This window comes from Halonotius sp. GCM10025705, from assembly GCF_042662885.1.
In the GTDB taxonomy this organism is placed as follows: domain Archaea; phylum Halobacteriota; class Halobacteria; order Halobacteriales; family Haloferacaceae; genus Halonotius; species Halonotius aquaticus.
Map to the genome: position 1 here is coordinate 948,951 of NZ_JBHSZD010000001.1, position 24,720 is coordinate 973,670.

The following is a 24,720-nucleotide window of genomic DNA, read 5'->3' on the forward strand; positions in this document are numbered from 1 at the left end:
TGACAGTCGATCTGTGGCTTACCGCAGTTAGCTGTCGTCAGTCACGTTTTCTTCGTAGCCAGCCGCCGACGCCCATTTGGTTGCGGTCGGCACCGTCGCGGCGTCGGGCGTCTCGTGAGATGTTCGGTCGAGCAGCGTCTCGATGACGGTCACCGCCGCGGTGAGGCCATCCAGTTCGGTCTCATCGTACACGCCGGCGTTGGCGCGACGAACAAAGGCTTCGAGGCTGTCCTGATCGACGCCCGGTGGCAGTTCAACAGCGTCGGTCGACGGCGTAGGTCTGTGGTCGGTCATCGGTAACATCCTCCGTGAGTGCCCGGCTCGGTACGTTACCTAGATAGTGTATGCTACGATATAAAAAATTAGTGTCAACTTCTATCTGGATAGAACGTGTACACAACCGTACTTTCAGCCGTACTGACGTATTGTCGACCTGAAGCAATCAGGTGGCAAACACACGTCGAACCCGCCCACCGCGGCCGATGGCTCAGGCTTCCAGTTCGTCGAGAATCGGTCGGAACTTGAGTTCAACCTCGTCCCATTCGGCGTCAGGGTCGCTGTCGTCGACGATCCCGACACCCGCAAACAACGTCGCCCGCCGCCGAGTCGCCACCGCTGAGCGGAGCCCGACGGCGAAGGTGCCGTTGCCGGCGGCGTCGATCCAGCCGACCGGGGCGGCATACCAGCCCCGGTCGAAGGGCTCGGTTTCCCGGATCGTCTCAAGGGCGCGATCCGGCGGCAGCCCGCCGACGGCCGGCGTCGGATGCAACGCCTCGACGACATCGAGCACGTGGGTATCGTCGGCCAACTCGGCGGTGATCGGCGTATGGAGGTGTTGGACGGTTGCCAGCCGTTTGATCCCGCGTTCACCGACCGAAACCGACGCCGCAAACGGGGCCAGCTGCTCGCGGATGGTGTCGGCGACCAACTCGTGTTCGTGGACATTCTTCCCGTCGGTCAGCAGTTCGTCGGCAAGCCACTCATCCTCGGCCGGCGTCTCCCCGCGACCGGTTGTGCCCGCCAGTGCACCGGTTTCGACGGTGCGGCCCCGCAGGGAGACCAGCCGCTCAGGGGTCGCCCCGAAAAATGCCGCCGGCGGCTCGCTGTCGGGCTCAACGAGAAATCGTGTACAGTCAGGATACTTGTCGCTCAGCCGATCGAGGATATCCGGGATCGCAAGGTCGTCGCCGAGATCGGCTTCGAGTGCCTGCGCAAGGACGACCTTCTGGAGCGTCCCGGCATCGATCCGCTCGACGGCGTTCCGGACAGCCGTCCGCCAGCCGGTCGGCGTTGTCGTTCGCCGGCGGTCGGTGATCCCCGGTCGTGGGGCGGCCGCTGCGGTCTCGGCACACGACATAAGTCGCTCGCGTTCGTCGTCGAGTTTCGCTTCGACGGCGGCTGGTGTCGCAGCTGGCCCGACAGCATTGACCGTCAGCCACGGGCCACTATCAGTTTGTGTAATCTGCACGCGTGGGAAAACGAATCGAGCGTCCGGAAAGTCCGCCCATGGCGATTGGCGGCTGTCGCCGTCAGCTGTGTCGTCGGCAGCGTCGCCAGCAGTGTCGTCGGCAGCGTCGACACCCCCGTCGCCGTGGAAGGCAAACCCACCGAACAGCCGTGGGCAGGCGGCTTCGGTGCCGGCGTGGACGTCACCGGTTTCAAACAGCCGCTCGGCAGCGGTGCGAATCTCCGTGAAGCGATCGGGGCCATCAGCGGTCAGCGTTGCCGCTGCGCCGCCGGCGACCACGCGCGCCTCATCGGCCGCGTTCCAGACTGTCCGGGGGTCTCCATCGCGTCCACCAGCGTTCGAAACGACGGCACTGAGCCAGCAAGGGGAATCGACCGACTCACCAGCCTCGGCCGGTCGGCCGCACGCGGCGACTCCATACCACCAGGGAGGGGCCCGTCGCCCTTGAGGGTGACTATCCAGCCACCGTGTTTGGGGGTCATGCTGGCGGTGCCACCACCGGCCGGGACTCGGCGGCAGTTTTAAATGGGCACCCCCGCAACCACCGGGTGTTCAAATGCCGAAAGTCGAGATCAATATCCCGGAACACCTCGAAATGCAGATCACCCAGCTGATCGATGAAGGCGAGTTCATCAACCGTGAGGAAGCCATCGAGAACCTGCTGTCGACGGGGCTGAAAGCCTACAAAACCAGCGGCCCGATGGACGACGATGCCGATCTTGAGGACGACGGGATGATGGGCGATGACGGAATGATGGGCCACGACGACGAGTACGTCTTCTAACTGGCCCCAAGTCGACGCACCGTGTTCTGATCGCTCACTAGGTTCGGTTCCGTCCCACTACGTTCGTCAGCCGCACAGGCGCGTTTTCAGTACCTCCTCCCCACCACAGCAGCCCCTTCCCAACAACGCTTAAATCCGAACCGTCCATAGGCAGAGTATGCACAAAGACGAGCTGCTCGAATTACACGAGCAGATGGTGTTGATCATGGAGTACTTCCGGGAGCAGGAATCCGTCGACGGCACCCTGTTTGATCCCTACGACGAACTCGACGTCGAGCCGGATCACGTTCACAAATCGAAAAGCGAGCACAAACACGCGGTGTTTGTCCTTGGCAACGCCTTGGCGACAGCCATGAGCGAAGACGAGTTCTCGAATGCCGGCCGTGTCGGCAAGCGGATGAAGGAACTCGCCGACGACGCCGAGGGCAAGATCTGACGTGCGCCGACAGCCACAGCCGCGACCGACCCAACGATAACGCGGGATGACGGCCACACCGGTCTTCCTCGCCCTTGCTGGGCTTGACAACGCAGCGAGTGGCCCACTGCTGGGCCGCCTGCTGTTGGGCGTCGCGTTGGCTGTCGCGCTTGCCGGCCTTGCGGCGATGAGTCGGCCAACTGATTGGTATCGCCGCCTCACCGATCGCCTTCTGTTTGGGGTGCCGTGGGGCACGCTTGTGCTGATGGCTGTGTTGCTCGCGGTGTACGGTGGTCTGCAGGACGGGTTCGGTGCGGCCGACCCGATCGTGCTGCCGTTTCGGGCGTGGAGCTATCTTGACCCGGTGGGAATGGTGGTAGCCGGTCTTGCACACTCAAACACGAGTCATCTGATCGGCAATCTACTCGGCACGCTGCTGTTTGGCTCGGTGGCGGAAGCGCTCTGGGGGCATCACACCAACCGCCGAACCACAACCCGACTCCACGCGGCGTGGACACATCCCGTCATTCGCGCCCTGATCATCTTCCCGGCGGCGGGGGTGCTGTTGTCAATCCTCGGCGCGCTCGTCGCGTTGGGCCCGATCATCGGGTTTTCGATGGTCGTCTTCGCCTTTGCGGGGTTCACGCTCGTCCAAGCACCGGTGCTCACCATCCTGGCGAGTGTGAGTCAAGGCGTGCTGCGTCGCCTGCTTGATGCGATCCAAACACCCCAGCAGGTCGCCGCCAGCGGGACGACATACTCAACGCCGTGGTTCGCGTCGATCGCGATTCAGGGCCATGCGGTCGGCCTGCTTGTCGGTGTCCTCCTGGGACTTGGCTACCAACGGGTGACGCGCCGACAGCGGCCCTCCGCTGGGGTACTGTGGGCTGCTGTTCTGTTGTTTGCCGTTGAGCGATCCCTGTGGGCCGTCTACTGGTATCGCGGCAACAACAGCTACGTGCTCTATCGGGCGGTTGGTCTCGGGCTTGTCTTCGTGCTCGCAACGGTGGTCACCTACGCAGTCGTTGCCGACGATACCCCGCTCTTCCCTGAGGTTGCGGTCGACAACCCGACAACGTTTGTCACCGATCTCACGACGATTTCGAGCCGACAGGTCGGGTTGTTGCTGGTAGTGACTGCCAGTGCCATCCTTATCGCCCCTGCCGTCGCCACCAATGCGACGACAGCCGCCGACGGCGACCTGCCAGGCGAGCCGATCGAGGTGCGGGGGTATGAGCTCACCTACGGCGAGAACGTCACCAACGGCCAACTCAACGTCATCGACATCGAGGGGGCCGGGGAGTCGACCCGGCTCAACACCTCGGGGGTGATCGTCCGCAACACCGACCGCCACATCTGGTCGACAGCGGTCAGCAAATCCGAGTTGGCAAATCGGGGTAAGGCAGATATCCGCCTCGGCGGGCTCACCTGGGAGGAGACGGTCACCGCGAGCCGTACCGGCTGGCAGGTTGTCGGCGGCGACACCACCTATCGTGTGACGCTCAGCCACGACAATCAGACCCGACCGCTATACAACACTGGCGTCGTCGAGGCTGAGCCGATCGTTGCCGGTCAGCAGGTGTCACTTGATGCGACAGACACTGGCTTCCGCGTCGGCGTCGACGACGAACTCGCAGACCTCCCGGCACAGAATGAATCGGTACGGGTGGGTCGGCTTGAGCTACGCCGGCGAGCTGGTCGATTGATCGCTGTCAACAACCGCACCCAAACGGCGGTTCGTGTCGCCAACAAGGTCGGCTGACCCGATCTCCGTCTGCGGCACATTCTCGTCGGTTCCGACGCTGAGTTAGTTATTCCACTCGATCCGATAGACTTCGGTATCGATCTCGCTGCGCTCCTCGTCGTGGTGCTCAAACTGTTTGTCGACCGCAAACGCCGCGCTGAACGCATGGGTCACCTCGCCACCGTTGTCGGCCGCAAAGGCCTCGATGAACTCCTTGCTGCCGGCGTTGTGCACTGAGTACGACACCGAGGCGACATCGGCGACCGTTGCGAGAAAGCCACGATCGGCACCCGCTTGGCCATCTTGGGCTCCAAACGGCGGGTTCATGACGACCGTGACGGGTTCGGGAATCGACAGTGGGAGCCGCGTCGCATCGGCCTGTAGCCAGTGGATCGGCGTTCGGGTGCCGACCCGGCGACGGTTCTCGACGGCCGTCGCCAGCGGCCCGCCGTCGAGTTCGACGGCGATAACGCGAGCCGGCCCGCGGAGAGCCGCGCCAAGCGTGAACATGCCGGTACCAGCCCCCAGATCGAGGACGGTGCGGCCCTCGATGTCGTCGTGGAGATCGGCCAGATGGATGACGTGGGCGGCCAATGCCGGCGGCGTTGGATACTGCTCAAGGGCGGCCTGTGGATCCTCGAAGCCGGCGACGACGGCGAGTTGACCTTCGAGTTCGCGTTTGGTCGCCATCACGACCACCTCGCTGTCGTGGCTCGCCGGTCGATGTTGGATCGTCGCCATCGACGACCGGCCCGTCTGTCGGTGTGCATAGTCGATGGTATTCGATACCGCGTGAAAAGTCTACGGCGCGCGGCGACATCGTCAGTAGGCGGCGACCCACTCGGAATCGGTGCCGCCGAGGACAGCCTCGCAGTCCGGACAGGTGATCAGACAGATGGTACGGCCGCGATGGCGTTTCTCGTCGTCGAGAATCTCGGTGAGCCACGCGCCGGATGGTTCCTCCCTGTGGTCGCACTCGGGGCAAGTTGGCATATACCATGTAGTGGGTGGTACGGTAATAATACTATCTCTAGCCGAACAAAAAAGAGATAAGATTTGATATAGGGTTATATAAATAAACCTGTGATTGGTAGTGTTGTGAGATGCTGAAAATTGATGGTTGAAACCAGAGTCAGCCGCGAGACAGCGATTACTGCGGTGTCGCCGCGCTACTGAGTCGCTCGCGGTCGTGTGGAGCGTCGAAGTCGAGATCTGGGCCACGGGCGATGATCCCGTGTGGCGTCACGTCGGGGTGGGTTGTGTAGTAGTGTTCCTTGATGTGGTCGATATCGACCGTGTCGGCGACGCTGGGCTGTTGGTACACATCACGGAGATACGGCCAGAGATTGTCGTACTGGTGGATATACTGCACGTTGCACATGAAGTGTGTGTGGTAGACGTGATCGAAGCGGATCAGCGTCGTGAACATACAGATGTCGGCCTCGGTGAGCTGATCGCCAGCCAAGAATCGCTGGTCGGCCAGTAGCTCGTTGTAGTGATCGAGGGCGTCAAACAGCTCGTCGATGGCCGCGTCGTAGGGTTCCTGTTTGGTCGCAAAACCGGCCTTGTAGACGCCGTTGTTGATCGGCTCGTAGATGTCGGTGATGACCTCGTCGATCCGCTCGCGGTTTGCTTCCGGCGCGAGATCGATATCCCGCTCGGCGACTTCCTGGAATCCGGTCGTCAACATGCGGATAATCTCCCGGGATTCGTTATTGACGATCGTTTCTTCCTTTGTGTCCCACAGCACCGGCACCGTCACCCGACAGGTCGCGTCGGGGTCGGCTTCGACGTAGAGTTCCCGCAGGTAGTCGCTGCCGTGGAGTTTGTCCTCGGTGCAACCCGCTTTTTCAGGGCTGAACTGCCAGCCGTCGTCGCCGCGGTAGGGGTCGACAACCGACACATCGATCGCATCTTCCAGTCCCATCAGCGCGCGGACGAGCAGCGTCCGGTGGGCCCACGGGCAGGCATACGAAACATAGAGGTGGTAGCGCCCGGCCTCGGCTTCGAACCGCTCATCGGGGTCGGCGTCAATGTGCTCGGGCACGTCGCTGCCGGCGATCCAGTTGCGGAACGGCGTTGTCTGCCGCTCGAAGGCTCCCTCCTCGTTGGTCGCCTGAAAGGTATCGGTTCGCCACTCGCCGTCGACAAGCATGTTCATGAGTAGTTGTACAACGGGCGCAACGGGCAAAAGCGTTCGCGAGGGTGACATGAGTGTTACCGGCTCAAATAGGGTGTTTTCGGGGATAGTCGGCAGCGGCAACGACCGCAACCGACTTGTACCACCAACAGATATCACCAGGTGGTATGTCCGAATCAACATTCAGCGGTTTCAGTAAGGCCGGCGAGGCTGAGGTAACGCGCGCAATCACCGAGGAGTTCAGCGACGAGTTCATGGATTTCACCGAAAGCGACGTGATCATCGTCGGCGGTGGCCCCTCCGGACTGATGGCCGCGAAGGAGCTCGCCGAACAAGATGTGAAGGTGATGGTCGTCGAGAAGAACAACTATCTCGGCGGCGGCTTCTGGCTCGGTGGCTTCCTGATGAACACGCTTACCGTCCGCGAACCGGCCGATGAAGTCCTCGATGAACTCGATGTCCCCCACCAAGAGAGCGAGGAAGTCGATGGGCTCCATACCGCGAAAGGCCCACACGCCTGTTCCTCACTGATCAAGGCCGCCTGTGACGCGGGCGCAAAAATCCAGAATATGACCGAGTTCACGGACATCGTCGTCCGCGAGAACCACCGCGTCGCCGGCATCGTCATGAACTGGACGCCGGTGCACGCCCTCCCCGAGAGCTCACCTGTGTCGACCCCATCGCCGTCGAGAGTGACCTCGTCATCGACGCGACGGGCCACGAGGCCGTCGTCGTCTCCAAACTCGAAGAGCGCGGCGTCCTCGACGCGCCCGGTATCGAACACGCCAAAGAGAACAACACCGGGATGGATCAGTCGGAAGACGGCGAGTACGGCGCGCCCGGTCACGACTCGCCCGGCCACGACTCGATGTGGGTCACCGAAAGCGAGGATGTCGTCGTCGAAGAGACTGGCAAAGTCCACGATGGTGTGATCGCCACTGGACTGGCGACGGCAACGACGCACGGCCTCCCGCGGATGGGGCCGACCTTCGGCGCGATGCTGCTGTCCGGCAAACGCGCCGCCTCGGTCGCGCTTGACGAACTCGGCAAGGACGGGGCCGCCGTCGACTTCTCGGCGTCGCCGACACCCGCCGACGACTAAGCGCCAACACTCGCAGTTGTCGACGCTCGCAGTTCCAATCTTCACCGCAAAAAGTCCCCCTGACGTACACTCTCCTTAGCAGTTTTCTACGGTGACAGCCGACTACACTACGTCGCGGACGACCGCGGCGACCGTCGGCGCGTCAGGGCCGAGCACGTAGGAGATCGGCTCGATCCCGTAGCTGCCGGTCTGATACAGTACGAACGTCTCCGTCAGGTCGGCGTCGGCGACGGCGTCGCCGATGGTCGCCGCTAACTCCTCGCTGGCCTCGGAATCAAACTCGACGGTGCTGTAGCCGGCCGCCTCGAAGTCCTCGATGAGATCGGCGTCGTAGGCGATATTGAGACCGGCCGACACGTCAACCCCGTGGCTTCGAGTTGCCAACAACACCGAGGCGGCGTGCTCGCTGACACCGAACTCTGGTTCCGCGGGCACGGTGGCACGGCCCTTGATATCGAAGATGCGGCCCGGGACGCCCGCTACGTCGTCGACGGTTGTTGCTTCCGGCAGGCACTCAACGAGGTTTGAGCCGACATTTGGGATCAGCGTTGCAAACCCACTCATGCTCGTCAGCGTGCGCAGCCCGCGGCGGACGGAGGAGCGCACCTGTTCGGTCTGTCGAATGCGGCTGTCGGGATCATGAACCGAGAAGTCGATATCGGCCTCCGCGAGTTCCGGCATAGCGTCCTCGTGCACCTCGGCCAACAGGTCGCCGTCTTCGAGTTGGCGAATCAGCACCTCGATTTCGACCAGCGCCTGTACCCGGCTCATGTCGCCGGTCGCCAGCCCGTCGGCGACGCGTTCGACCAACTCGACGACGCGGTCGTCGGCCGCGATGGCCTCGTTGTGGGCGACCTCGCCGTGGGCGTATTTTGAGACGGCTGACTGGCTGATGCCCAGTCCGTCGGCGACCTCCCGTTGGGTGAGGCCGCGATCACGGAGGGCTTCCGCTAACAGCGACCGGATCGTCGGCAAGAACTCCTCGACGACCACCTCCTCGATGAATTTCATACTCGGTGTAGGATGTGGAACGGATATCAGTGTCGTGGTTTGTGGTTCATCCGGGATTCAAAGCTCGAATTCGGGGTCGTCCTGAATCTTTGAGGCCTTCGGCCCATCCTGATCTTGGTATTTCGAGCCGCGTTCGGCCCCATAGGGCCGCGTTGAGTCGGACTTGAGTTCGGTGAAGACGAGCTGGGAGACGCGCATTCCCGGCGACAGCGCGACCGGCGCAGCACCGAGATTCGAGAGTTCGAGCGTGATTTGCCCCCGGTACCCCGGATCCACGAAGCCCGCAGTATTGGAGAGGAAAATGCCGCCGCGGCCGCCGAGGAAGTTTTCAATAACTCGGCCGCGCGGCTGGACTTCGAGGTCGTAGGTCGGCTCGACGCGGTCGGTTTTCTCAACGGCGATGACTTTGTCAAAGACGATATCGCCGTCGAGCAGGTCATCGAGGCGGGCGGTATCGACGCCGGCCTCGGCATAGACCTCGCGGAACCGTTCGAGCGTGTTACGCTTGACGGACTCGTACTCGCGGTTCTCGACGTTCGAGATACTCGATTTCGAGTTGTAGCCCATCGCATCAGCCGCCTCGGCCATCGTGAGACCGGCCTCGTTACGGTACTCCCGGAGCAGCGCGCTCGGTGTCGGGACGTACTGGCCGCGTTTGTGGGCGTCGGTTGAGAAATCAACACACCACTCGGTCATCTCGTTGTGGCAATCGCTCGGCTCGATGTACATCTCGCGGTCGCGGCTGTACATCGAGGTGTTGTAGCCGAGTCGCGTGCCGAGATACGCGGCGCGATTAGCCAACTCCGAATTGGCCGTGTACAAGGTATCCCGACTCTCACGTCTGCTGCCATCGCCGTCGATCAACCCTTCGTAGAGGGCTTCGAGAACGGGTGTCGGCCAGTCCCATGCTGCATCCGGGATCGTCTTCTCGCTGCCGCTCCCACAGAGGTCGCGGACGATTGCTGACCAGAGTGCCGAGCAGACGGTGACGGCGGTCACACCGTTCTCCCGTTCGTCCCACGACAGCGAGGCGTCCCACGAATCGAAGAAATTGGCAAATCGTTCGACGTACGCTTCGGTTTGGTTGTTGACGACGACCTGTTTCCGGCGGGCGTACCCCTCGGCGATATAGAACCCGAGACACCAGCCGAACTCTTCGGTGATGGGCAGTTGGCGGGGGAGCCGGAGTGTACTCTGTTTGAATGCGACATCAAGATCGTCGGGTGCAGCCGTCGGTGTGACCGCGCTTGCCGGCGCGCTTGACTGCTGTTGATAGTGGTCTTCCGAACCCTGCGGAACCGACTCCCAATCGACCGAGCCGAGGCCGTCGGACGCGTAGACGGTGAGTTCGTCGTTGTCGAGGCGTTCGAGGAGATCAATCGTCGCCGTCTCGGTCTCGGTTTCAGGGAGTTCTCTCGGCGTCATGACGAGTTCGCCCTCGGCGGCCTCACTTTCGATCCGGGTGACGCCGCCGTATTCATCGAGTGTAAACAGGTTGTGGTCGCGTGTGACCAGCACCTCGCGGCCGGATTCGAGTTCGACGCGGTAGATGCGTTTCGTCGGGTTTTCGATGTAGTCGGAGACGCGGTGGGTACTGACGCGCAGCGTCTTTGGATCGAATGACACGGCATGTGCGGGCTGTTCGTTCTCAACGATCTCGCCGATTTCGTAGAAGCCAAACCCGTCGGCCGGCGTCCAGAGGAAGACCTCCTCGTCGTACGGCAGCGATGCATGAACCACAACCGCAAGCCGACCCAGCGATGAGCGGCCTTCAACGGTGGCAACGAGGTCGGAGGGAATCTCGACGCGTTCTTTCGTCGTGCCAAGGACGAAATCACCAGGGTGCAGAATGAACTCCTCGCCTTCTTCGACGTAGGTTTCTCGGACGTACTCGTCGACCTCGTCGGCGCGGTCGGGGTGGATACAGGGGATGTTAGTGCGCTGGAATTCGAGGAATTCGGAGCCGAGGCGCATATCGATACTTGCCGGTTGGACTTGGGTATCGAGGTCGTCGATGGGGTCGACGACGAGGTCGCCCTCGCCTAAGCGTTCGAGGAGATCGGTATCCGAGAGGATCATGCCTCTCAGAGTGCGGGCAGCCGGCTAAAAACCAACGTAATCCGCCAGCGGGTATCGCTCGGCTCGTCGATCCACAGCCTCTTGGCGACGCCATCGCAACACAGGGTATGAAACAGGTCATCGCTGCCCGCACCGATCTCGGGATGGGACAGGGCAAACTCGCCGCCCAAGTCGCCCACGCGTCGCTATCGGCCTACGAGGATACCGACGCAAAAACGCGCAAGGCATGGAAAGGTGGCGGCCAAAAGAAGGTCGTTGTCAAGGTCGCCGGCGAGGACGCGCTGTTCGAGTTGGCCGAGGCAGCACGCGTCAAGGGGCTTCCGAACGCAATCATCCGTGATGCCGGCCATACACAACTCGACTCAGGAACCGCGACGACGGTCGCCGTCGGCCCCGGCGATGCCGAGCAGGTCGACGATATCACCGGCCATCTCTCGCTGTACTAACGGCAACGCCGAGCAGCGCGCAGCAACTGATTTTCGCTGTTGGGTCTGTTAGGTGGCAGGTGGTAGTTGGTGATTGTGTCGATGGAATCTGAAATATCAGTAAAAATCGGGATGTCAGCCCGGATGAGAACATATTAGTTCATTAAAGTTGGGTAAGGACTAAGTAATGATAAACTGTTCACAGTAATGGTGTTACCGAATGACACAGGTGATCTGGATCATCGTTGCAGCATTGGTAACGTTCACCGTGGGATATCTCGGCTACTCACGGTACCTGTCACAGTTCGTTGAACTGGACGAGGACGCGGAAACACCGGCACACAAGTATGAGGATGGACAGGAGTATGTCCCCTCAAAGAAGCCGGTGTTGCTTGGGCATCACTTCTCAAGTATCGCCGGTGGAGCTCCCATCGTTGGCCCGATCACGGCCGGCGCGGTGTGGGGCTGGGTACCCGCACTGCTGTGGATTGCGATCGGGAACCCGTTGATGGGGGCCGTTCATGACTTCATTTCGCTGTCGGGATCGCTCCGCCACGAAGGGAAGTCGATCGGATACATTATCGGCGAATATGTCGGTGGCCGTGGCAAACAGATGTTGCTGTGGTTCGCCTTCCTGACGATCATCCTCGTGGTGGCGGTGTTTGCGCTCGTCGTTGGCATCGTGTTTAACGCGTATCCAGAGGTGTCGACAGCGTCCACCGTCTACATCGCGTTAGCACTCCTGTTCGGCCTCTATCTGTACCAGTTTGATGGCCCATTCATCCCTGGCACCGTTGTCTTCGTTGCGGGTGTGTTCGGTGCCGTCTGGGTCGGGATGGAGTATCCAATCGCCCTGTTTGAGCCGACCGCCGAACGGACGGCAGAACTCGGTGTAACCGTCCTGTTGGGCGGTGCCGGTCAGTGGGTGCCTGGCGCGGCAGCACTCGGTGCCAACACGGCCGCATGGATCCCAGTTGTGATGGTATACGCCGCCATCGCCAGCGCACTGCCGGTCTGGATGTTGCTCCAGCCCCGAGATTATCTCTCCTCATTCCTGCTGTACGCAGGTGTCGGCGGTGCGGTCATTGCGATCATCGTCGGGACGCTGCTGGGGACGGCAACCGAGCCGCTCGTGATCGACTCCTCGCTTGGGGCGTTCAACGGCTTCTGGGGCGTTGAAGGCGTGTTCTTACCGCTGTTCCCACTGCTGTTTATCACGATCGCCTGTGGGACGATCAGCGGCTTCCACTCGCTGGTCTCCTCGGGAACGACAGCCAAGCAGCTGAACAAAGAGACCGACGCCCGACTGATCGGCTACGGCGGGATGCTCGGAGAGGGGCTGCTCGCATCGGTCGCTCTGTCAGCACTCGCCGTGTGGGGCTTCGCAGATCCTGCCGGCGGGATCGGTGCTGCACTCCCGAACTTCGCCTCCGGTGGTGGGATCATCCTCACGAGTCTCGGTATCCCTGAAACGGTTGGTGCCGTGTTTATGGCACTCGTCCTCGTTAGCTTCCTGCTGACCTCAACGGACACAGCGGTTCGCCTCGGCCGCTACATGATGGAAGAGATTGTCGGACTCCCAGCCGGCCAGACTGACACAGGGCTCAATCCGATGCAGGAAGACACCCTGCTCGACAAAATCGGCTCAATTGCCCGTGGCCGTTACACCAATCCGCTGGTACAAACCATTCCAGCCTACCTGCTCGTCGTGTCCGGCCAATGGGTGACGCTGTGGGCCCTGTTCGGTGGTGCCAACCAGCTGTTGGCTGCCCTCGCCTTGCTCACAGGAACCGTTTGGATCGCCAACTGGGATGCGACAAAACAACTCGCCACCACCGGTGTCCCGATGGCGTTGATGGTCACCATCACGGTGCTTGGACTCGCATGGTTGGTGTTCTACGAGAATCTGTACAGCAACCTCTATCTCCATTTCACCGGCGCGCTTGAGGAGCCACTTGCGGCAGAAGCACTCGCGTCCTCGGCGGTGCAAGCCATCCTTGGGTTGGTGTTGATTACCCTCGCGTTGTCGTTAGTGCGTATCGGCTACCAAAACATCCGCGAGGTGCGATCCGGAACCGACCGTGCCGCGGTGAATCCGAGCGACGATTAAGCTGTCTCTCCGCTATTTTTCGTGAAATGGCGTGATCCCTGGAGTCATAGGTGTGGATTCGTGTCGGTCGCGGTGCTATCGCCAGAACCGCTTTGCAACCTGTGAGAGCAAGCCCTCATCCGAGTCCGGGACATCCTCCCAGAGCCGGAAGGCTGCCGCGGTATCGGCTGTCTGGCTGGCGACACAGTTCTCGGCATCGGGAGCCACAACAACGAGATTCACCTCGTAGTGACCGTAGTAGCCAAACTTCAGCAGTGTTCGATCCCGGAAGTCCGATACGTAGTCGGCGACTGCATCCGGGATGGTCTCAGCGACGACAACGAACGTGAGGTCGGTGCCGTAATGTTCCTCATTCGGTTCGATCCAGGCATCAGCAAGATCATGGCCCTCATCAACGAACGTCTGCAACGTCTCGACGGTTGGCCGATCGATCCGCTGGACAAACAGGTGCTCTTCGGTCTCATGATCGGCATAACTCAATGCCGGATGGAAAAACTGCTTTTGGGTTTTGGCACGAAACTCCCCGTATAGTTGCCATTGCCGCCCGGCCGCCTGATAGTCCTTTTCGAGATCGTAGTTATACAACAGTCGTCCGGCAACCGCTGATAGATACTCGTCGTCCCACTCGGGAACGGCCTCACGGATCGCCGCTGGTACCTCCTCGGCCTCTCTGCTCACAGCCACCTACACAGAAAGTAGATACAAAAACCCGGCGGGGAGATTTAAGTATCGTAAAGCCTACACCATCACTAATGAGTGATAAACAAACTGAAGCCTGTGGTCGGTGTTCGATGTCGACCGTTGTTAACGCCGTTGCCGACGACGAGTCGAACGCGGATCGAGACCCACTCACCGGTGATCAGATCGAGATCTCCGAGACCGCCCTCAGCCGGGTTGCTCCCGGGGCGTGGCTCGGACGGGTGACGACTCGGCTCAATGAGGTCGCCCAACAGTTGACCTACAATCGGTAACGGGTGTCACCTACGCCATCGTCACCGCATAGGTGAGCGTGAATACGATGATCGCTGCCGTTGCGACGTTGATGATCGAAAACGCCACCACATCAAGAAACGAGAGACCGCCGATGAGCGTCCAGCCGAGCAGCGTCGACAACACAGCGTTCAGCCCAAGGAGTACACGTGGATCGCCATCGGATGTCGCGATCCCCTCGCCAAACCCACCGTCATCAGCACTCATATCACATCATTTTTCGTTTGACACTTAGTTTTTGATGCCGCCGCCCCTACAGGGAGTATGCACCTCTCTAATCGTGACGGCGTCGCCGTTGATCCGGTTCCATTTGTCGTCGTCTCCGGGCTTGCGGCCCTCATGTTGCTCTCGTTTGGGCCGCTGTACGGGCAGGCCCTTGGCGCCCCGTTGTCGGTCGCGCTATCAGCCTCGATCGGGCTAACCGCTGTGGCCGCCGGCGTCGCCTACTACCGACACATCTGGACGGCCCAGCCGGCTGTTGACCGCGCGCTGTCGGTCGGGTTGCGCGCCGAACGACTCTTCCAGTTGATGGTCATCCTTGCGGTCGTGTTCGTCGGGCTTGCGATCCCGCTGATCGTCTGATCCGGCGGTCTGGGCCGCTCATCGGTTGTGCAGCGAGCCTACACAGCACCAGTATCATTGTATCCGTGGCTACGAACACACCCGCTATGGGACTCATTGAGTCGCTAACTGACGCGCTTTCCTCGCCGTCTCCCACCGATCGTCCGGACGATGGTTCCACTGGAGCCTACTGGTGTGATGACTGTGCCAATCGCATCCGTGATGTCGAGGTAGACGGCGAGCCGGTGTGTCCGGACTGTGGCGCGGAGATGCGGTTTGAACGGGCCACCGGGCGCGACTGTGCCTGCTGATCAGGGTGCTCTGAGAACAGTCTCCTCGCCCGCCTCAGTCGGAAACGGGTGCGTCTCCGATGCCACAGCTGTCTCTGTGTCAACGAACGTGTTTGTTAGCTCTGTCTCAATGGCTGTCTCGTCGTAGTCGGTGCCGATGAAAACGAGTTCTGTGCGACGGTCGCCGTGCTCATCATGCCACGGTAAGTCGGGGCGGTTTGATCGGTACATCTCACGGTCAACGGCTGGGAGGCTGGCGATCCACGGCCCCTGTGCGGTCGCTGTGATCGATGGCCCCGCTTGGCTGATCGTGATCCGGGTGTCACTGCCGGCGATCCAGACGGTTCCTTTCGCCCGAATCACGCCTGTGGGCAACTCTCGGAGAAATCTCGCAAACTGATCTGGGGACACCGGCTGGTGATGACAGACGGTCGTCGACGAGACGCCGTACACCTCGTCGGGATGGGTGTGCCCGTCGTGCTGTTCGGCGTGGTGATCGTGGGTATGTTCGGCTTCCTCCTCGGACAGTGCTCGTTGCCACCCTGGTAGTGAATCGATAGCCGTGGCAGCAAAGCGATCGACTCCGAGCAGTCGATCGGGCTCAACGGCCGAAAACGTGGTTTCGATCTGCGTGGCAGTGGGCTGGAGCCCCCAACCAGCGACCGGGCCTCGGTCAACTCGTCGTCGGTACACTGATCGGCCTTATTCAACAGGACGACATTTGAGAGCTCCACCTGCTCGACCAGCAGATCCGACAGGGGTCGATCGGCGTCGGTGCCCCGGCGTTCCGGCACCGCGGTGTCGCTGAACTGGTCGAGAAACAGTGGGGTGTCGAGGACGGTGACAATGGCGTCAACATCGTACAGGGCGGCGACGCGTGATTCGGTCGTGAACAACTGTGCGATCGGGGCTGGCTCGGAGATGCCCGACGGCTCCACCACGAGATGATCAAATGACCGATCCTGGGCAGTCTGACGACTGCGGTTTCAAGATCATCCTGTAGCTCACAGCAGATGCAGCCGTTCGACAGCTCCGCGACACCGTCGTCAATATCGAGCTCCGAGCCGTCGGCGACGAGTTCGGCATCAACGTTGACCGTTCCCATATCGTTGACCAACACCGCAAGCTCAGTGTCGTCGGCTGTCGACAGCAGGTGATTCACCAGTGTTGTCTTTCCCGCGCCAAGACTTCCAGAGAGGAGTGTCACCGGAATCACATCGCTCATGCCGCGTCGTAGCAGGCCGATCCCGTTAACTCTCACCCAGAACTGCGTGCTCAGTGCACGGTGGTGTGTCCAAGCGGTGGTGAATCCGCATCAGATTTTAATTGTTGTTTGTCATGATAGTCGGTATGCGACTCGCTGAACAGATCGATCGATTTCGGACGACGCTGAAGCAGTGGCTTCGCGGGCTCTACCACGGGATGATCACCCATCCGGCATATGAAAAGGTCGAAAAGGAGGCCGAAGACACGGAAGACGCATTCATGCTTGCGTGTTTCCCCGATGCGTTTGGCATCCCGTCGCCGGTGTCATACTACACCGCCGAGCTGCTCCCGTATCTTGAATCTGAGTTTGAGGGGTGGGAACGGCGGCTGTGGGATCGTGACTCGTATGTCGAACGGAAGGGACAGCAGTATCACTTCTGATGGAACCGTTTGTCTTCTTCGGCGGCAAAGGTGGGGTCGGCAAGACGACGGTCTCCAGCAGCTACGCGCTCAAGTGTGCCCGTGACGGCCACGACACGCTGGTGGTTTCAACCGACCCAGCACACTCGGTCGGCGACGTGTTCGATCAATCGTTCGGCGATGAGGCCACCCCGGTCGACGGCGTCGAGAATCTCTGGGCGATGCAGATCGATCCGGACGACGAGGTCACTCGCCATCTCAACGAGCTGCGACAACAGCTGTCCGAACAGGTATCAACGGCGATGGTCTCGGAGATCAACCGCCAACTGGAGATGGCTCATGGGACACCAGGAGCCTACGAGGCAGCACTGTTCGATCGGTTCGTCGAGGTGATGCGGAATGCTGAGCCGTATGACCGCGTTGTCTTCGATACGTCCCCAACTGGGAGCACACTTCGGCTGCTCGGGTTGCCGGAGTTGCTGGAAGATTGGATCGACCGGCTGATGCAGAAACGGAAAGTCAGCATCGACCTCTTCGAGAAAGCAGCCGTCGGGAACAACGAACCGCGACGCGTCATGGAGGGTGATCCGGTGTTAGCGCAGCTACAGGAGCGGAAATCTTTCTTTGAGTTCGCCGGCGAAACACTTCGGTCAGATGCAGCTTTCTTCCTCGTATTCAACCCTGATGAACTCTCACTCAACGAAACAGCGCGGGCGATCAGTGATCTCGAAGCAAGCGATCTGTCGGTTCGTGGCCTCATCGCCAACAAGCTGACACCCGCCCCGGATGACGATGAAACCGGCCGCGGTGCGCAGTATCTTCGCGACCGGATCGCGACAGAATCCAAGCGACTTACCCGCGTCCGTGAGGAGTTTGCTCCGGAGCTTGTTGCGACAATCGAAACTCGAACCGCCGAGGTGAAAGGTGATCTGTTGGCAGCGGTCGCCGATGAGATCGAAATCGACACCACCGTTGACCCGCCATCAGCGGCAGAGCAGTAGTACGCAGCAGTCGGCCACAGGCATCGATAGGATCCACAGGATTTGAGTTCTACCCATCAATACACTGCAACTATGCTCGATGAGGGAGCGGTGCTCGATACCTTCCCCGACAGCCCGGTGCCAACTACCGCGTTGGCTGATCTGGAGCGCCATGAAGCGATCCTGACGGCAATTCCGATCACGGCCGAAGCCCATGGTGGCCGGGAGGTGTCCGAACGGGTGTTAGTCCAGACAGAAGCCGCCGCGATCGTTGCCGTCTACGAGGATGACGGCTGGATGGTCGACCACCGTGTCACCGCGGCCAACCGCGACCGCGGCGAGGTGTTCCAGGAGGCGATGCTCCGCGCCCAAGGCGACAGCAGCCTCGTTGAACCACCGAAGGAGGAATCAGCGGCTGGTGCACTCGACAGTGAATCGCTGGATGAGAAGTCATCTGATGCCAACTGAGCGACAATCAGCCGAAGACGATTGGTGCCTCACACACCAGTGTAGCCACAACAATCAGGTGGCCCCACAGCGATACTCAAATCGTGTCGACACTGGTGGCCTTCATTGACCGGATCGCCTTCCTGCTTCGGGATCGCACAACCCCGGCTGGGCGGGCGACCAACGCCGCCCTCTACGCGCTGAACACCGTGTTTGTGCTGCTGTATATCGCCTCAACGTACGATATGCCGGTGGCGTGGCTTGCGGCGATCCGCACCACCGAGATCGGCCTCGCTGTCGTGTTTCTCGGCGAGTATGGGATTCGTATTCGGGCAGCCGACGATCCGCGGGCGGAGATCACCAACCCCTACACCGTGCTCGATCTGCTTGCGGTGGTGCCTGTGTTGGTGACTCAAGGGATCGGGATCGGCTTTCTTCGGGGACTGCATACGCTCCGCATTTTCCGATTTCTGCGACTGTTAATCGACGAACAGCAACTTCTCGGCCGTCGGCTCTCGATCCGGGCCGTCCGCCGGTTGGAGCTCTCAGTGACGATCTTTCTGATCTTTTTTCTGTCGACCGGGTTCATCTACGCCGTCGAGGGTGGCGTCAATCCCGCTATCTCGAACTTCGGTGACGCATTCTACTACACCGTCATCGCCGTCTCGACGGTCGGCTTTGGTGATATCATCCCGGTGACTGTCGCCGGCCGGTGGATCACTGTGCTGGCCGTGTTGGTCGGATTCGTCCTGATTCCGTGGCAGGCAACCCGGCTTCGCCAATCGACGGCTGACGAGGATGGAGACAACTGCCCTCGCTGTGGGACGGCTGTCGCCGGCACCGATCGATACTGCCGACGGTGTGGCCGTCGATTACAGCCCGAGACAGCATCAACGGACGATCATCATGAGACCGACAGCGACAGCGGTGGTCGACGACAGTCACCGTAGCGGGTCACCACCGGTATTTTGGTTTTTTCTCGCCGCTGTACTCGTCACACACGATCATTCTGAGAAGGTCGATTTTTATACCGGCAGGTAGCAATACCCTGATAGTTCATGCTGGCCCCGATTACCGTGCTCCACGTCGAAGACGACAGCCAGTTTGCGGCGTTGACACGGCGGGGTCTTGAACGCGAGGCTGCTTCGATCACCGTCGAGACCGTTGCCGACGCCAACGCAGCCTTCGATCGGATCGCCGCCGACCGGCCTGACTGTGTCGTCTCCGATTACCAGATGCCCGGCCGCAACGGGATCGAGTTCCTCACCGACCTCCGAGCGGAGTACCCCAACCTGCCGTTTATCCTGTATACGAGCAAGGGCAGCGAGGCGGTCGCCAGCGACGCCATCTCAGCCGGCGTGACTGACTACATCCAGAAGGACGCCACGACCGAACAGTACGAACTCCTGGTTCGGCGGATCGAGCAGGCGGTCGCCCGGCGGCGCGCTGAACGCGACTACCGGGAGATATTCGAAAAGGTGCCCGCTGGCTTGGTCGTCCACGATCCCGAGACCGGTGCAATCGTCGACGCCAACCGTCACTTCTGTGAGCGGCTCGGCTATGACCGCGAGGAGGTCATCGGGATGACCGTCGGTGATTTTTCCGCTGGCGAACCACCATACGAGGCCGCGACTGGTCGCAACAAGATTCAGGAGGCCGCCGATGGCGAGCCCCAACGGTTCACGTGGCGCGACCAGACCAGCGACGGCGAGACGTTCCCGGTCGAAGTCGTCCTTGAACGCACGACGATCGGCGGGCAGGAGCGCGTCCTCGCATTCGTTCGTGATCTCAGCGGCGACGAGCCGAACGTGGCTGATTCCCCTGACCGATCGGCTGGCTTTTTGTCGTCGCCGCCGCATCTGTGAGTATGGTTTCGGCTCTCTTCGATCCTGACCGCTGGGAAGCGGTCGCCGACTTCGCGTTCGACGATATTACCTACCACCGCGGCAGCGACGTGCCGGCGGTGCGGATCGCCTTCGACCGCCCCGAGGTGCGCAACGCCTTCCGGCCCGGCACAGTCGACGAACTCTACACCGCCCTCGATCACGCCCGGAAACAGGCCGACATCGGCTGTGTGCTGCTGACCGGCAACGGCCCCGCAGAGGATGGCGGCTGGGCGTTCTGCTCCGGCGGCGACCAGTCGGTTCGGGGTGGCTCTGGCTATGAGTACCGCGACGACGATGAGGCGGGTGCGGACGATGATCCAGCCGTCCAACAGGCCAAGGCGGGTCGACTCCACATTTTGGAAGTGCAGCGGCTCATCCGCACGATGCCGAAACCCGTCGTCGCGGTGGTGCCGGGCTGGGCGGTCGGCGGCGGCCATTCGCTGCACGTAATCTGTGATCTCACACTCGCCAGCGACGAGCACGCCAAATTCCTCCAGACTGACCCTGATGTGGCTTCCTTTGATGGTGGCTTTGGCTCGGCATATCTCGCCAAACAGATCGGCCAAAAGAAAGCCAGAGAGGTGTTCTTCCGTGGCAAAACCTACTCCGCCGAGGAGGCCGCCGACATGGGGATGGTCAACGAAGCGATCCCGCATGACGAACTTGAGGATGTGGCGCTGGAGTGGGCCGCGGAGATTACAGCGAAGAGCCCGACAGCGATGCGCATGTTGAAATTCGCGTTCAACGCAACCGACGACGGGATGATGGGCCAGCAAGTCTTTGCCGGCGAGGCGACGCGGCTGGCCTACATGACCGACGAAGCGGAGGAAGGCCGGGATGCGTTCTTAGAGGATCGGGAGCCAGATTTCGACGAGTTCCCGTGGCATTACTGAGGTAGATAAACAATCGTTCGGCAGTCAGCTGAATCGAGGAGATACATTGCCGCGGTGGCATCGTCCTGAACTCTGTCACCCGATTACGAACCGAGTTCGTCGAGCGGAAGTCGATCGAGTTCGATGGTATCGTAATCCTGCTCGGTCGATAGCACTGATTCGTCGGTGACAATCGCAATACCGGCATGGATCGCGTCGAACGGCGTAAACTCCTGCTCAGCGGCCAGTACGGAAGCGGTGAGTACCGCTTCTTCGTGTTCTTGCGGTCTGACAGGAACTAACTCAACGAGGTTGGCAACCACACGACCGACATCGACGGTGTAGTCGGCAGTCTCTTCATCGTATGCCAGCATGAGAAACTCGGTGTAGGCAGTGATTGACGTGTGAATCTCCTCGTACTCCTCCAATGAGTTGTGTGCGGCATCCTGTAGCCAGTCGTCTTGTTTCGCAAGACCGAGCAGAAAGTCGGTTTCGACGTACATTCTACTTTTCCGACGCCCGGCGTTCGCGGTCGTCGATCTCGGCGTCTATTTCGGCTGTCGCCGTCGTAATCGCTTCTCCCTCAATATCATCGTGGTCGATGTCTGCGAACGCATCGCCGACGGCATCTCGAAGCCCTTCGATCGGGTCGTCATCGACTGGCAACAACACGACATGGGTCGGGAGTTCGACGATCCGGTAGCGATCCCCGTAGCGATCCCGCACATCTTTCGGGAGGTAGATCCGTCCCCGCTCGTCGGCTGTTGTTCCCATGAATAGTAGTACGACCGTGTCTCACGTAATATTTTCCCGTATAATTGGGGGTGTCGACGTAGAGCTGACCACTACAGAACAGTCAATAGCTGTCGAGGACGGCCACCTGCGAAAAAGTCACGCGGCCGCTATTGCCCGACAACAGCAGGATCGTCAACGAACGTCGTCACTAACTCCGCCACATGCTCCGGCTCCGACAACAGGCCAAGATGGCCGACCCCCTCGATTTCGATGAGGCGACTCTCTTGGTGGGCGTCGGCGACGGCATGGGCTCCCTCGGCGAGGTGTTGTGGGCCATGCTCGCCGGTCAGCAGAAGCGTTGGGATCTCGAAATCGAGTGCCCGCAGCTCAAAGGCTTCGACGGCTTCCAGTTCTCGGATCACCGTGTCGATCCAGCCCATGTTGATCTGTTCGGGCCACCACGGCATCGCCGTCACGTCGGGAATCCCACTGCCGGCCTCGAAGAACAGCCGCATCGCCTCGGTTTCGCTGCCCTCGTCAGCCACCGATCGCACCTGCGCACTCAGCGGTGGATCGGCTCCATCGCCGACTGTGACTGCCGGCTCATACAGGACGAGTCGACTGATATCCAGCGTTGGCGCGGCCGCCAGCGCGACCAGCCCGCCAAAGGAGTGGGCCAGAACTACCGGCTCGCCGTCGACGGCGTCGACGAGAGCTTGTAGATCGGCGACCTCCCGATCCAGACTGTACCCGTCGCCGTCGCCGCTGGCCCCTCGACCGCGGCGATCCGGGACGATGACGGTGTAGTCACCGGCGAGTTGAGAGACAATCGGCTGGAGACTTTCGCTGGTGGCGGCACTCCCATGCAGGGCGATCAGTGATGGGCCATCACCGTAGCGTTCGAAGGCGATCTCGGTGTCGTCTGCTGTGGTGACCGTTTCCATGCAAACAAGTGGTGACTCCAGTGGCAAGGATCACTCGATCGGGGACGATATCCTCGCTCTCGATCAAAATTTTGCCAACAACGAGTCATAGAAGTCGCCGTCATCGTCGGCAGCCAGCTTCTCGACAATGAGCTCCGGTGTTGACCGCGCGAGATGTTCCTTCACGGGCGAGCGATTGACCTCCAGTTCGCCGTCAACGAGCCCGACGGCTTCGATCCCGTCGACAGCAACGTCGATGGCGGCGGCCTCGCGGATCTCACGTGCCAGATGGGAGACGAAGACCGCGGCGGTCTCCTGTCGGTCGAGGGCTTCGAGGATGCCGGCGATGAGCTTCGCGCTCGCGCCGGGTTCGGTGATACTTTCCAACTCGTCGACGAGGACGAGCCGACCGTCCGCACCGGCGACGAGGTTGCCGAAATCCTGGAGTGTGCTTTCGAAAGCCCCGGCGTCGAGGGTACCCTGTGATTTGGCGTAGTAATGCAGCTCAGAGAATCGTGACAGCTGAACCGCCTCAGCCGGCACCGGCAGCCCCATCTGGGCGGCGATAACGATCAGCCCAACCAGATCCAACAGGGAGGTCTTTCCGCCAGAGTTGACACCCGACAACAGTGTCACCCCTTCGACGCTGTAGTCGACCGGCTCGACAGCCTCGAAGTCGACATCAAGGATGGGTGACCGCCCGCCCTCGATGACGAACCCCGGCGTGGACGCGGCGTCCTCAGAACCATCGAGATCACCATCGTCATCAGCACCATCGTCGACAACAGCGTCGCCGACGAACTCCGGCATCGTACAGTCGAAGTCGCGGGCGAAGGCGGCGATCGCTAACTCGACATCGAGTTCGAGCGCGTTGCGAACCAACTCCTCGGCCGGTGTTTTGAGTGCTGCGAGGTCGTCGGCGAGGTCGGCTTTCAGCTTGGTTGACCGTCGGTCGCGGGCACTCGTCAATTCGGTGTTGAGCCGCGAGACGGCGTCGTCACGCCGGGAGACAGGAAAGGTCGGCTCGCCACCGAAGATATGGTCGGCAGCTCGGCCTCGTGGTCGGTGAGCGCGAGGCTTTCGGTAAGGTGGTCGTGAGCCTTCTGGAGCGCGGCGTCAAAGGCGTCATCAAGCTCACGGGCCAGCAGGGAGTCGACGCGAGCCCCCTGTTCGACCAAGGAGAGGAAATCCTGCCCTTCGATGGTCACGTCGCGTTCCTTGATCGCCGCCCTGAGATGGTCGTTGGCGACGGATTCGGCCGTTCCAACGGCGGCGTCGAGATCGTCGACGGCGGTGGCCAACCGCTCCAGTTCCTCGTCGCCGACGATGGTGCCGTCCTCGTCGACCCGCGAGAGGCTCTCGGTCAGCGCGTCACAATCGAGCGGCGGCTCCAACTCGCTTGCCTCGTGGACACGAACAGCCGCCAGCAGCGTCTCGCGGTTCTCGGCAAAGAAGGCCAACAGGCGTTCGGGGACAACATCCTCGGGTGACTCCAGCGCGTCAGGCTGTACCCGCACATCGCCGCTGAAATCACCGCCGGCGAAGGCCTCATCCAGCACAATGACCGTTGAATACGATCGGGCCAGCTCCTCGATATCGTGGCCGTCGTCGACGACCTCCGCGGAGAGTTCGGGGATCGCCTCGCGGGCGGCGGCGTAGGTTTCGGCGTCGGTCGTTGCTAAACATCGTTCGCGGACGCGAAGCCCGGACGGTGAATCAAGGGGGAAACATCGGCCAGTGCCGCCCGAAGCTCGGGTGTCGGCTCCCGCGTGAGGGCGTCGTCGACCGTGGCTCTCACCTCCTCGATGCGTGACCGTTTGGTTGCGGGATACAGCGTTTCCAGCCGCTTTTTTGCGTAGGTGGTGACCGCACGCTCCTGGAGGAGTTCGAGAACCGAATCGTACAACTCGCGGGCCTGGTCGGTCGCCAACAGCCCGCCGGGGTCGTCATGTCGCTGCCGGATCGCCCCGCGGGCGATGGCAGCCGCCCGGCCCTCGCTGATCCCCGGCGCGTCCATCAGCGTCAGCACGTCTCCCTGCTGTAACGCGGTTTCGGGATCGTCAAGCTCGGCTAAGGCGTCGGCGGTCTTCTCGCCGACACCCGGGATCGATTCGAACGCCATTCGCCTGCGA

25 protein-coding genes and 5 pseudogenes are annotated in these 24,720 nt (G+C 61.2%); 15 read left to right on the top strand and 15 right to left on the bottom strand.

The window, feature by feature from the left end; translation table 11 throughout:
- Positions 1-27: 27 nt before the first annotated feature.
- Both ACFQJB_RS05390 and ACFQJB_RS05395 read right to left on the bottom strand, forming a co-directional pair.
- Positions 28-294, bottom strand: a complete 267-nt coding sequence (locus tag ACFQJB_RS05390; RefSeq protein WP_120100249.1) for a hypothetical protein — start codon at positions 292-294, stop codon at positions 28-30.
- Between the two features lie 193 nt (positions 295-487).
- Positions 488-1,887 (bottom strand): annotated as a pseudogene (locus tag ACFQJB_RS05395) (isochorismate synthase).
- A 137-nt stretch (positions 1,888-2,024) separates the two neighbouring features.
- On the opposite strand from ACFQJB_RS05395, the gene ACFQJB_RS05400 reads away from it, so the two are divergent.
- From ACFQJB_RS05400 to ACFQJB_RS05410, 3 genes are all read left to right on the top strand, one after another.
- Positions 2,025-2,252 carry a DUF7120 family protein gene (locus tag ACFQJB_RS05400; protein ID WP_021039956.1) on the top strand — a complete coding sequence of 76 codons (228 nt, stop codon included), beginning with the start codon at positions 2,025-2,027 and terminating at the stop codon, positions 2,250-2,252.
- 157 nt (positions 2,253-2,409) lie between these two features.
- A complete protein-coding gene (locus ACFQJB_RS05405; RefSeq protein WP_120100244.1) occupies positions 2,410-2,688 on the top strand; it encodes a UPF0058 family protein in 279 nt (92 codons plus the stop codon).
- Positions 2,689-2,734: 46 nt separating this feature from the next.
- On the top strand, positions 2,735-4,429 hold the full coding sequence (locus ACFQJB_RS05410; protein WP_379724807.1) for a rhomboid family intramembrane serine protease: 1,695 nt from the start codon (positions 2,735-2,737) through the stop codon (positions 4,427-4,429).
- Between the two features lie 45 nt (positions 4,430-4,474).
- Here the strand turns inward: ACFQJB_RS05410 and ACFQJB_RS05415 are convergent, their stop codons facing one another.
- The 3 genes from ACFQJB_RS05415 to ACFQJB_RS05425 all read right to left on the bottom strand — a co-directional run bounded on the left by ACFQJB_RS05415 (position 4,475) and on the right by ACFQJB_RS05425 (position 6,572).
- Entirely contained in the window at positions 4,475-5,101 is a 627-nt protein-coding gene (locus tag ACFQJB_RS05415) for an METTL5 family protein (protein WP_379727966.1), read from the bottom strand.
- A 132-nt stretch (positions 5,102-5,233) separates the two neighbouring features.
- On the bottom strand, positions 5,234-5,404 hold the full coding sequence (locus tag ACFQJB_RS05420) for a hypothetical protein (protein WP_379724810.1): 171 nt from the start codon (positions 5,402-5,404) through the stop codon (positions 5,234-5,236).
- A gap of 157 nt (positions 5,405-5,561) precedes the next feature.
- Positions 5,562-6,572 (bottom strand): glutathione S-transferase family protein, encoded by a 1,011-nt coding sequence (locus ACFQJB_RS05425; RefSeq protein ID WP_379724813.1) that lies wholly within the window; start codon positions 6,570-6,572, stop codon positions 5,562-5,564.
- Between the two features lie 146 nt (positions 6,573-6,718).
- Between ACFQJB_RS05425 and ACFQJB_RS05430 the strand changes: the two are divergent.
- Positions 6,719-7,653 (top strand): annotated as a pseudogene (locus ACFQJB_RS05430) (sulfide-dependent adenosine diphosphate thiazole synthase).
- A gap of 102 nt (positions 7,654-7,755) precedes the next feature.
- Here ACFQJB_RS05430 and ACFQJB_RS05435 read toward each other — a convergent pair.
- The 3 genes and pseudogenes from ACFQJB_RS05435 to dcd all read right to left on the bottom strand — a co-directional run.
- Positions 7,756-8,664: a thiamine-phosphate synthase family protein gene (locus ACFQJB_RS05435; protein WP_379724816.1), complete on the bottom strand. Its 909-nt coding sequence runs from the start codon at positions 8,662-8,664 to the stop codon at positions 7,756-7,758.
- Positions 8,665-8,721: 57 nt separating this feature from the next.
- Positions 8,722-10,404 carry a dCTP deaminase domain-containing protein gene (locus ACFQJB_RS05440; RefSeq protein WP_379727968.1) on the bottom strand — a complete coding sequence of 561 codons (1,683 nt, stop codon included), beginning with the start codon at positions 10,402-10,404 and terminating at the stop codon, positions 8,722-8,724.
- Positions 10,390-10,743 (bottom strand): annotated as a pseudogene (gene dcd, locus ACFQJB_RS05445) (dCTP deaminase); the annotation flags it as partial. The gene ACFQJB_RS05440 and the pseudogene dcd, both read right to left, overlap by 15 nt.
- 107 nt (positions 10,744-10,850) lie before the next feature.
- On the opposite strand from dcd, the gene pth2 reads away from it, so the two are divergent.
- Complete coding sequence (gene pth2, locus ACFQJB_RS05450) at positions 10,851-11,189, top strand: peptidyl-tRNA hydrolase Pth2 (protein WP_379724819.1); 339 nt, start codon at positions 10,851-10,853, stop codon at positions 11,187-11,189.
- Positions 11,190-11,388: 199 nt separating this feature from the next.
- Positions 11,389-13,278, top strand: coding sequence for a carbon starvation protein A (locus ACFQJB_RS05455; protein WP_379724822.1), 1,890 nt, complete (start codon positions 11,389-11,391; stop codon positions 13,276-13,278).
- Positions 13,279-13,353: 75 nt separating this feature from the next.
- Here ACFQJB_RS05455 and ACFQJB_RS05460 read toward each other — a convergent pair whose 3' ends face one another.
- Positions 13,354-13,962: a hypothetical protein gene (locus ACFQJB_RS05460; RefSeq protein ID WP_379724825.1), complete on the bottom strand. Its 609-nt coding sequence runs from the start codon at positions 13,960-13,962 to the stop codon at positions 13,354-13,356.
- A gap of 68 nt (positions 13,963-14,030) precedes the next feature.
- On the opposite strand from ACFQJB_RS05460, the gene ACFQJB_RS05465 reads away from it, so the two are divergent.
- Complete coding sequence (locus ACFQJB_RS05465; RefSeq protein WP_379724828.1) at positions 14,031-14,249, top strand: hypothetical protein; 219 nt, start codon at positions 14,031-14,033, stop codon at positions 14,247-14,249.
- Between the two features lie 10 nt (positions 14,250-14,259).
- Here ACFQJB_RS05465 and ACFQJB_RS05470 read toward each other — a convergent pair whose 3' ends face one another.
- Entirely contained in the window at positions 14,260-14,475 is a 216-nt protein-coding gene (locus ACFQJB_RS05470) for a hypothetical protein (RefSeq protein WP_379724831.1), read from the bottom strand.
- A gap of 57 nt (positions 14,476-14,532) precedes the next feature.
- Here ACFQJB_RS05470 and ACFQJB_RS05475 point away from each other — a divergent pair, with 57 nt between their 5' ends.
- Together ACFQJB_RS05475 and ACFQJB_RS05480 are read left to right on the top strand one after the other, a co-directional pair.
- The gene (locus ACFQJB_RS05475; protein WP_379724834.1) at positions 14,533-14,850 is read left to right on the top strand and encodes a hypothetical protein; all 318 of its coding nucleotides are present in this window, start codon (positions 14,533-14,535) and stop codon (positions 14,848-14,850) included.
- Positions 14,851-14,936: 86 nt separating this feature from the next.
- Positions 14,937-15,140: a hypothetical protein gene (locus tag ACFQJB_RS05480; protein ID WP_120100275.1), complete on the top strand. Its 204-nt coding sequence runs from the start codon at positions 14,937-14,939 to the stop codon at positions 15,138-15,140.
- Here ACFQJB_RS05480 and ACFQJB_RS05485 read toward each other — a convergent pair.
- Positions 15,141-16,344, bottom strand: a pseudogene (locus tag ACFQJB_RS05485) (CobW family GTP-binding protein). It abuts the gene before it with no gap.
- 125 nt (positions 16,345-16,469) lie between these two features.
- On the opposite strand from ACFQJB_RS05485, the gene ACFQJB_RS05490 reads away from it, so the two are divergent.
- The 6 genes from ACFQJB_RS05490 to ACFQJB_RS05515 all read left to right on the top strand — a co-directional run bounded on the left by ACFQJB_RS05490 (position 16,470) and on the right by ACFQJB_RS05515 (position 20,951).
- Positions 16,470-16,766: a hypothetical protein gene (locus ACFQJB_RS05490; protein WP_120100213.1), complete on the top strand. Its 297-nt coding sequence runs from the start codon at positions 16,470-16,472 to the stop codon at positions 16,764-16,766.
- A complete protein-coding gene (locus ACFQJB_RS05495) occupies positions 16,766-17,746 on the top strand; it encodes an ArsA family ATPase (RefSeq protein WP_379724838.1) in 981 nt (326 codons plus the stop codon). The genes ACFQJB_RS05490 and ACFQJB_RS05495 overlap by 1 nt, the downstream gene beginning before the upstream one ends.
- 72 nt (positions 17,747-17,818) lie before the next feature.
- Positions 17,819-18,193, top strand: coding sequence for a hypothetical protein (locus tag ACFQJB_RS05500; RefSeq protein ID WP_379724841.1), 375 nt, complete (start codon positions 17,819-17,821; stop codon positions 18,191-18,193).
- A gap of 95 nt (positions 18,194-18,288) precedes the next feature.
- Positions 18,289-19,122 carry an ion transporter gene (locus ACFQJB_RS05505; RefSeq protein ID WP_379724844.1) on the top strand — a complete coding sequence of 278 codons (834 nt, stop codon included), beginning with the start codon at positions 18,289-18,291 and terminating at the stop codon, positions 19,120-19,122.
- A gap of 108 nt (positions 19,123-19,230) precedes the next feature.
- Entirely contained in the window at positions 19,231-20,037 is an 807-nt protein-coding gene (locus tag ACFQJB_RS05510; RefSeq protein ID WP_379724847.1) for a response regulator, read from the top strand.
- A gap of 2 nt (positions 20,038-20,039) precedes the next feature.
- Positions 20,040-20,951, top strand: a complete 912-nt coding sequence (locus ACFQJB_RS05515; RefSeq protein ID WP_379724850.1) for a 1,4-dihydroxy-2-naphthoyl-CoA synthase — start codon at positions 20,040-20,042, stop codon at positions 20,949-20,951.
- An 83-nt stretch (positions 20,952-21,034) separates the two neighbouring features.
- On the opposite strand, the gene ACFQJB_RS05520 is transcribed toward ACFQJB_RS05515, so the two are convergent.
- The 4 genes and pseudogenes from ACFQJB_RS05520 to ACFQJB_RS05535 form a co-directional block, all read right to left on the bottom strand.
- Positions 21,035-21,433 carry a PIN domain-containing protein gene (locus tag ACFQJB_RS05520; protein WP_379724853.1) on the bottom strand — a complete coding sequence of 133 codons (399 nt, stop codon included), beginning with the start codon at positions 21,431-21,433 and terminating at the stop codon, positions 21,035-21,037.
- A 1-nt stretch (position 21,434) separates the two neighbouring features.
- Positions 21,435-21,704 carry an AbrB/MazE/SpoVT family DNA-binding domain-containing protein gene (locus ACFQJB_RS05525; protein WP_379724856.1) on the bottom strand — a complete coding sequence of 90 codons (270 nt, stop codon included), beginning with the start codon at positions 21,702-21,704 and terminating at the stop codon, positions 21,435-21,437.
- Positions 21,705-21,832: 128 nt separating this feature from the next.
- A complete protein-coding gene (locus ACFQJB_RS05530; RefSeq protein ID WP_379724859.1) occupies positions 21,833-22,609 on the bottom strand; it encodes an alpha/beta fold hydrolase in 777 nt (258 codons plus the stop codon).
- Positions 22,610-22,672: 63 nt separating this feature from the next.
- Positions 22,673-24,710: pseudogene (locus ACFQJB_RS05535) on the bottom strand (MutS-related protein).
- Positions 24,711-24,720: the final 10 nt, after the last annotated feature.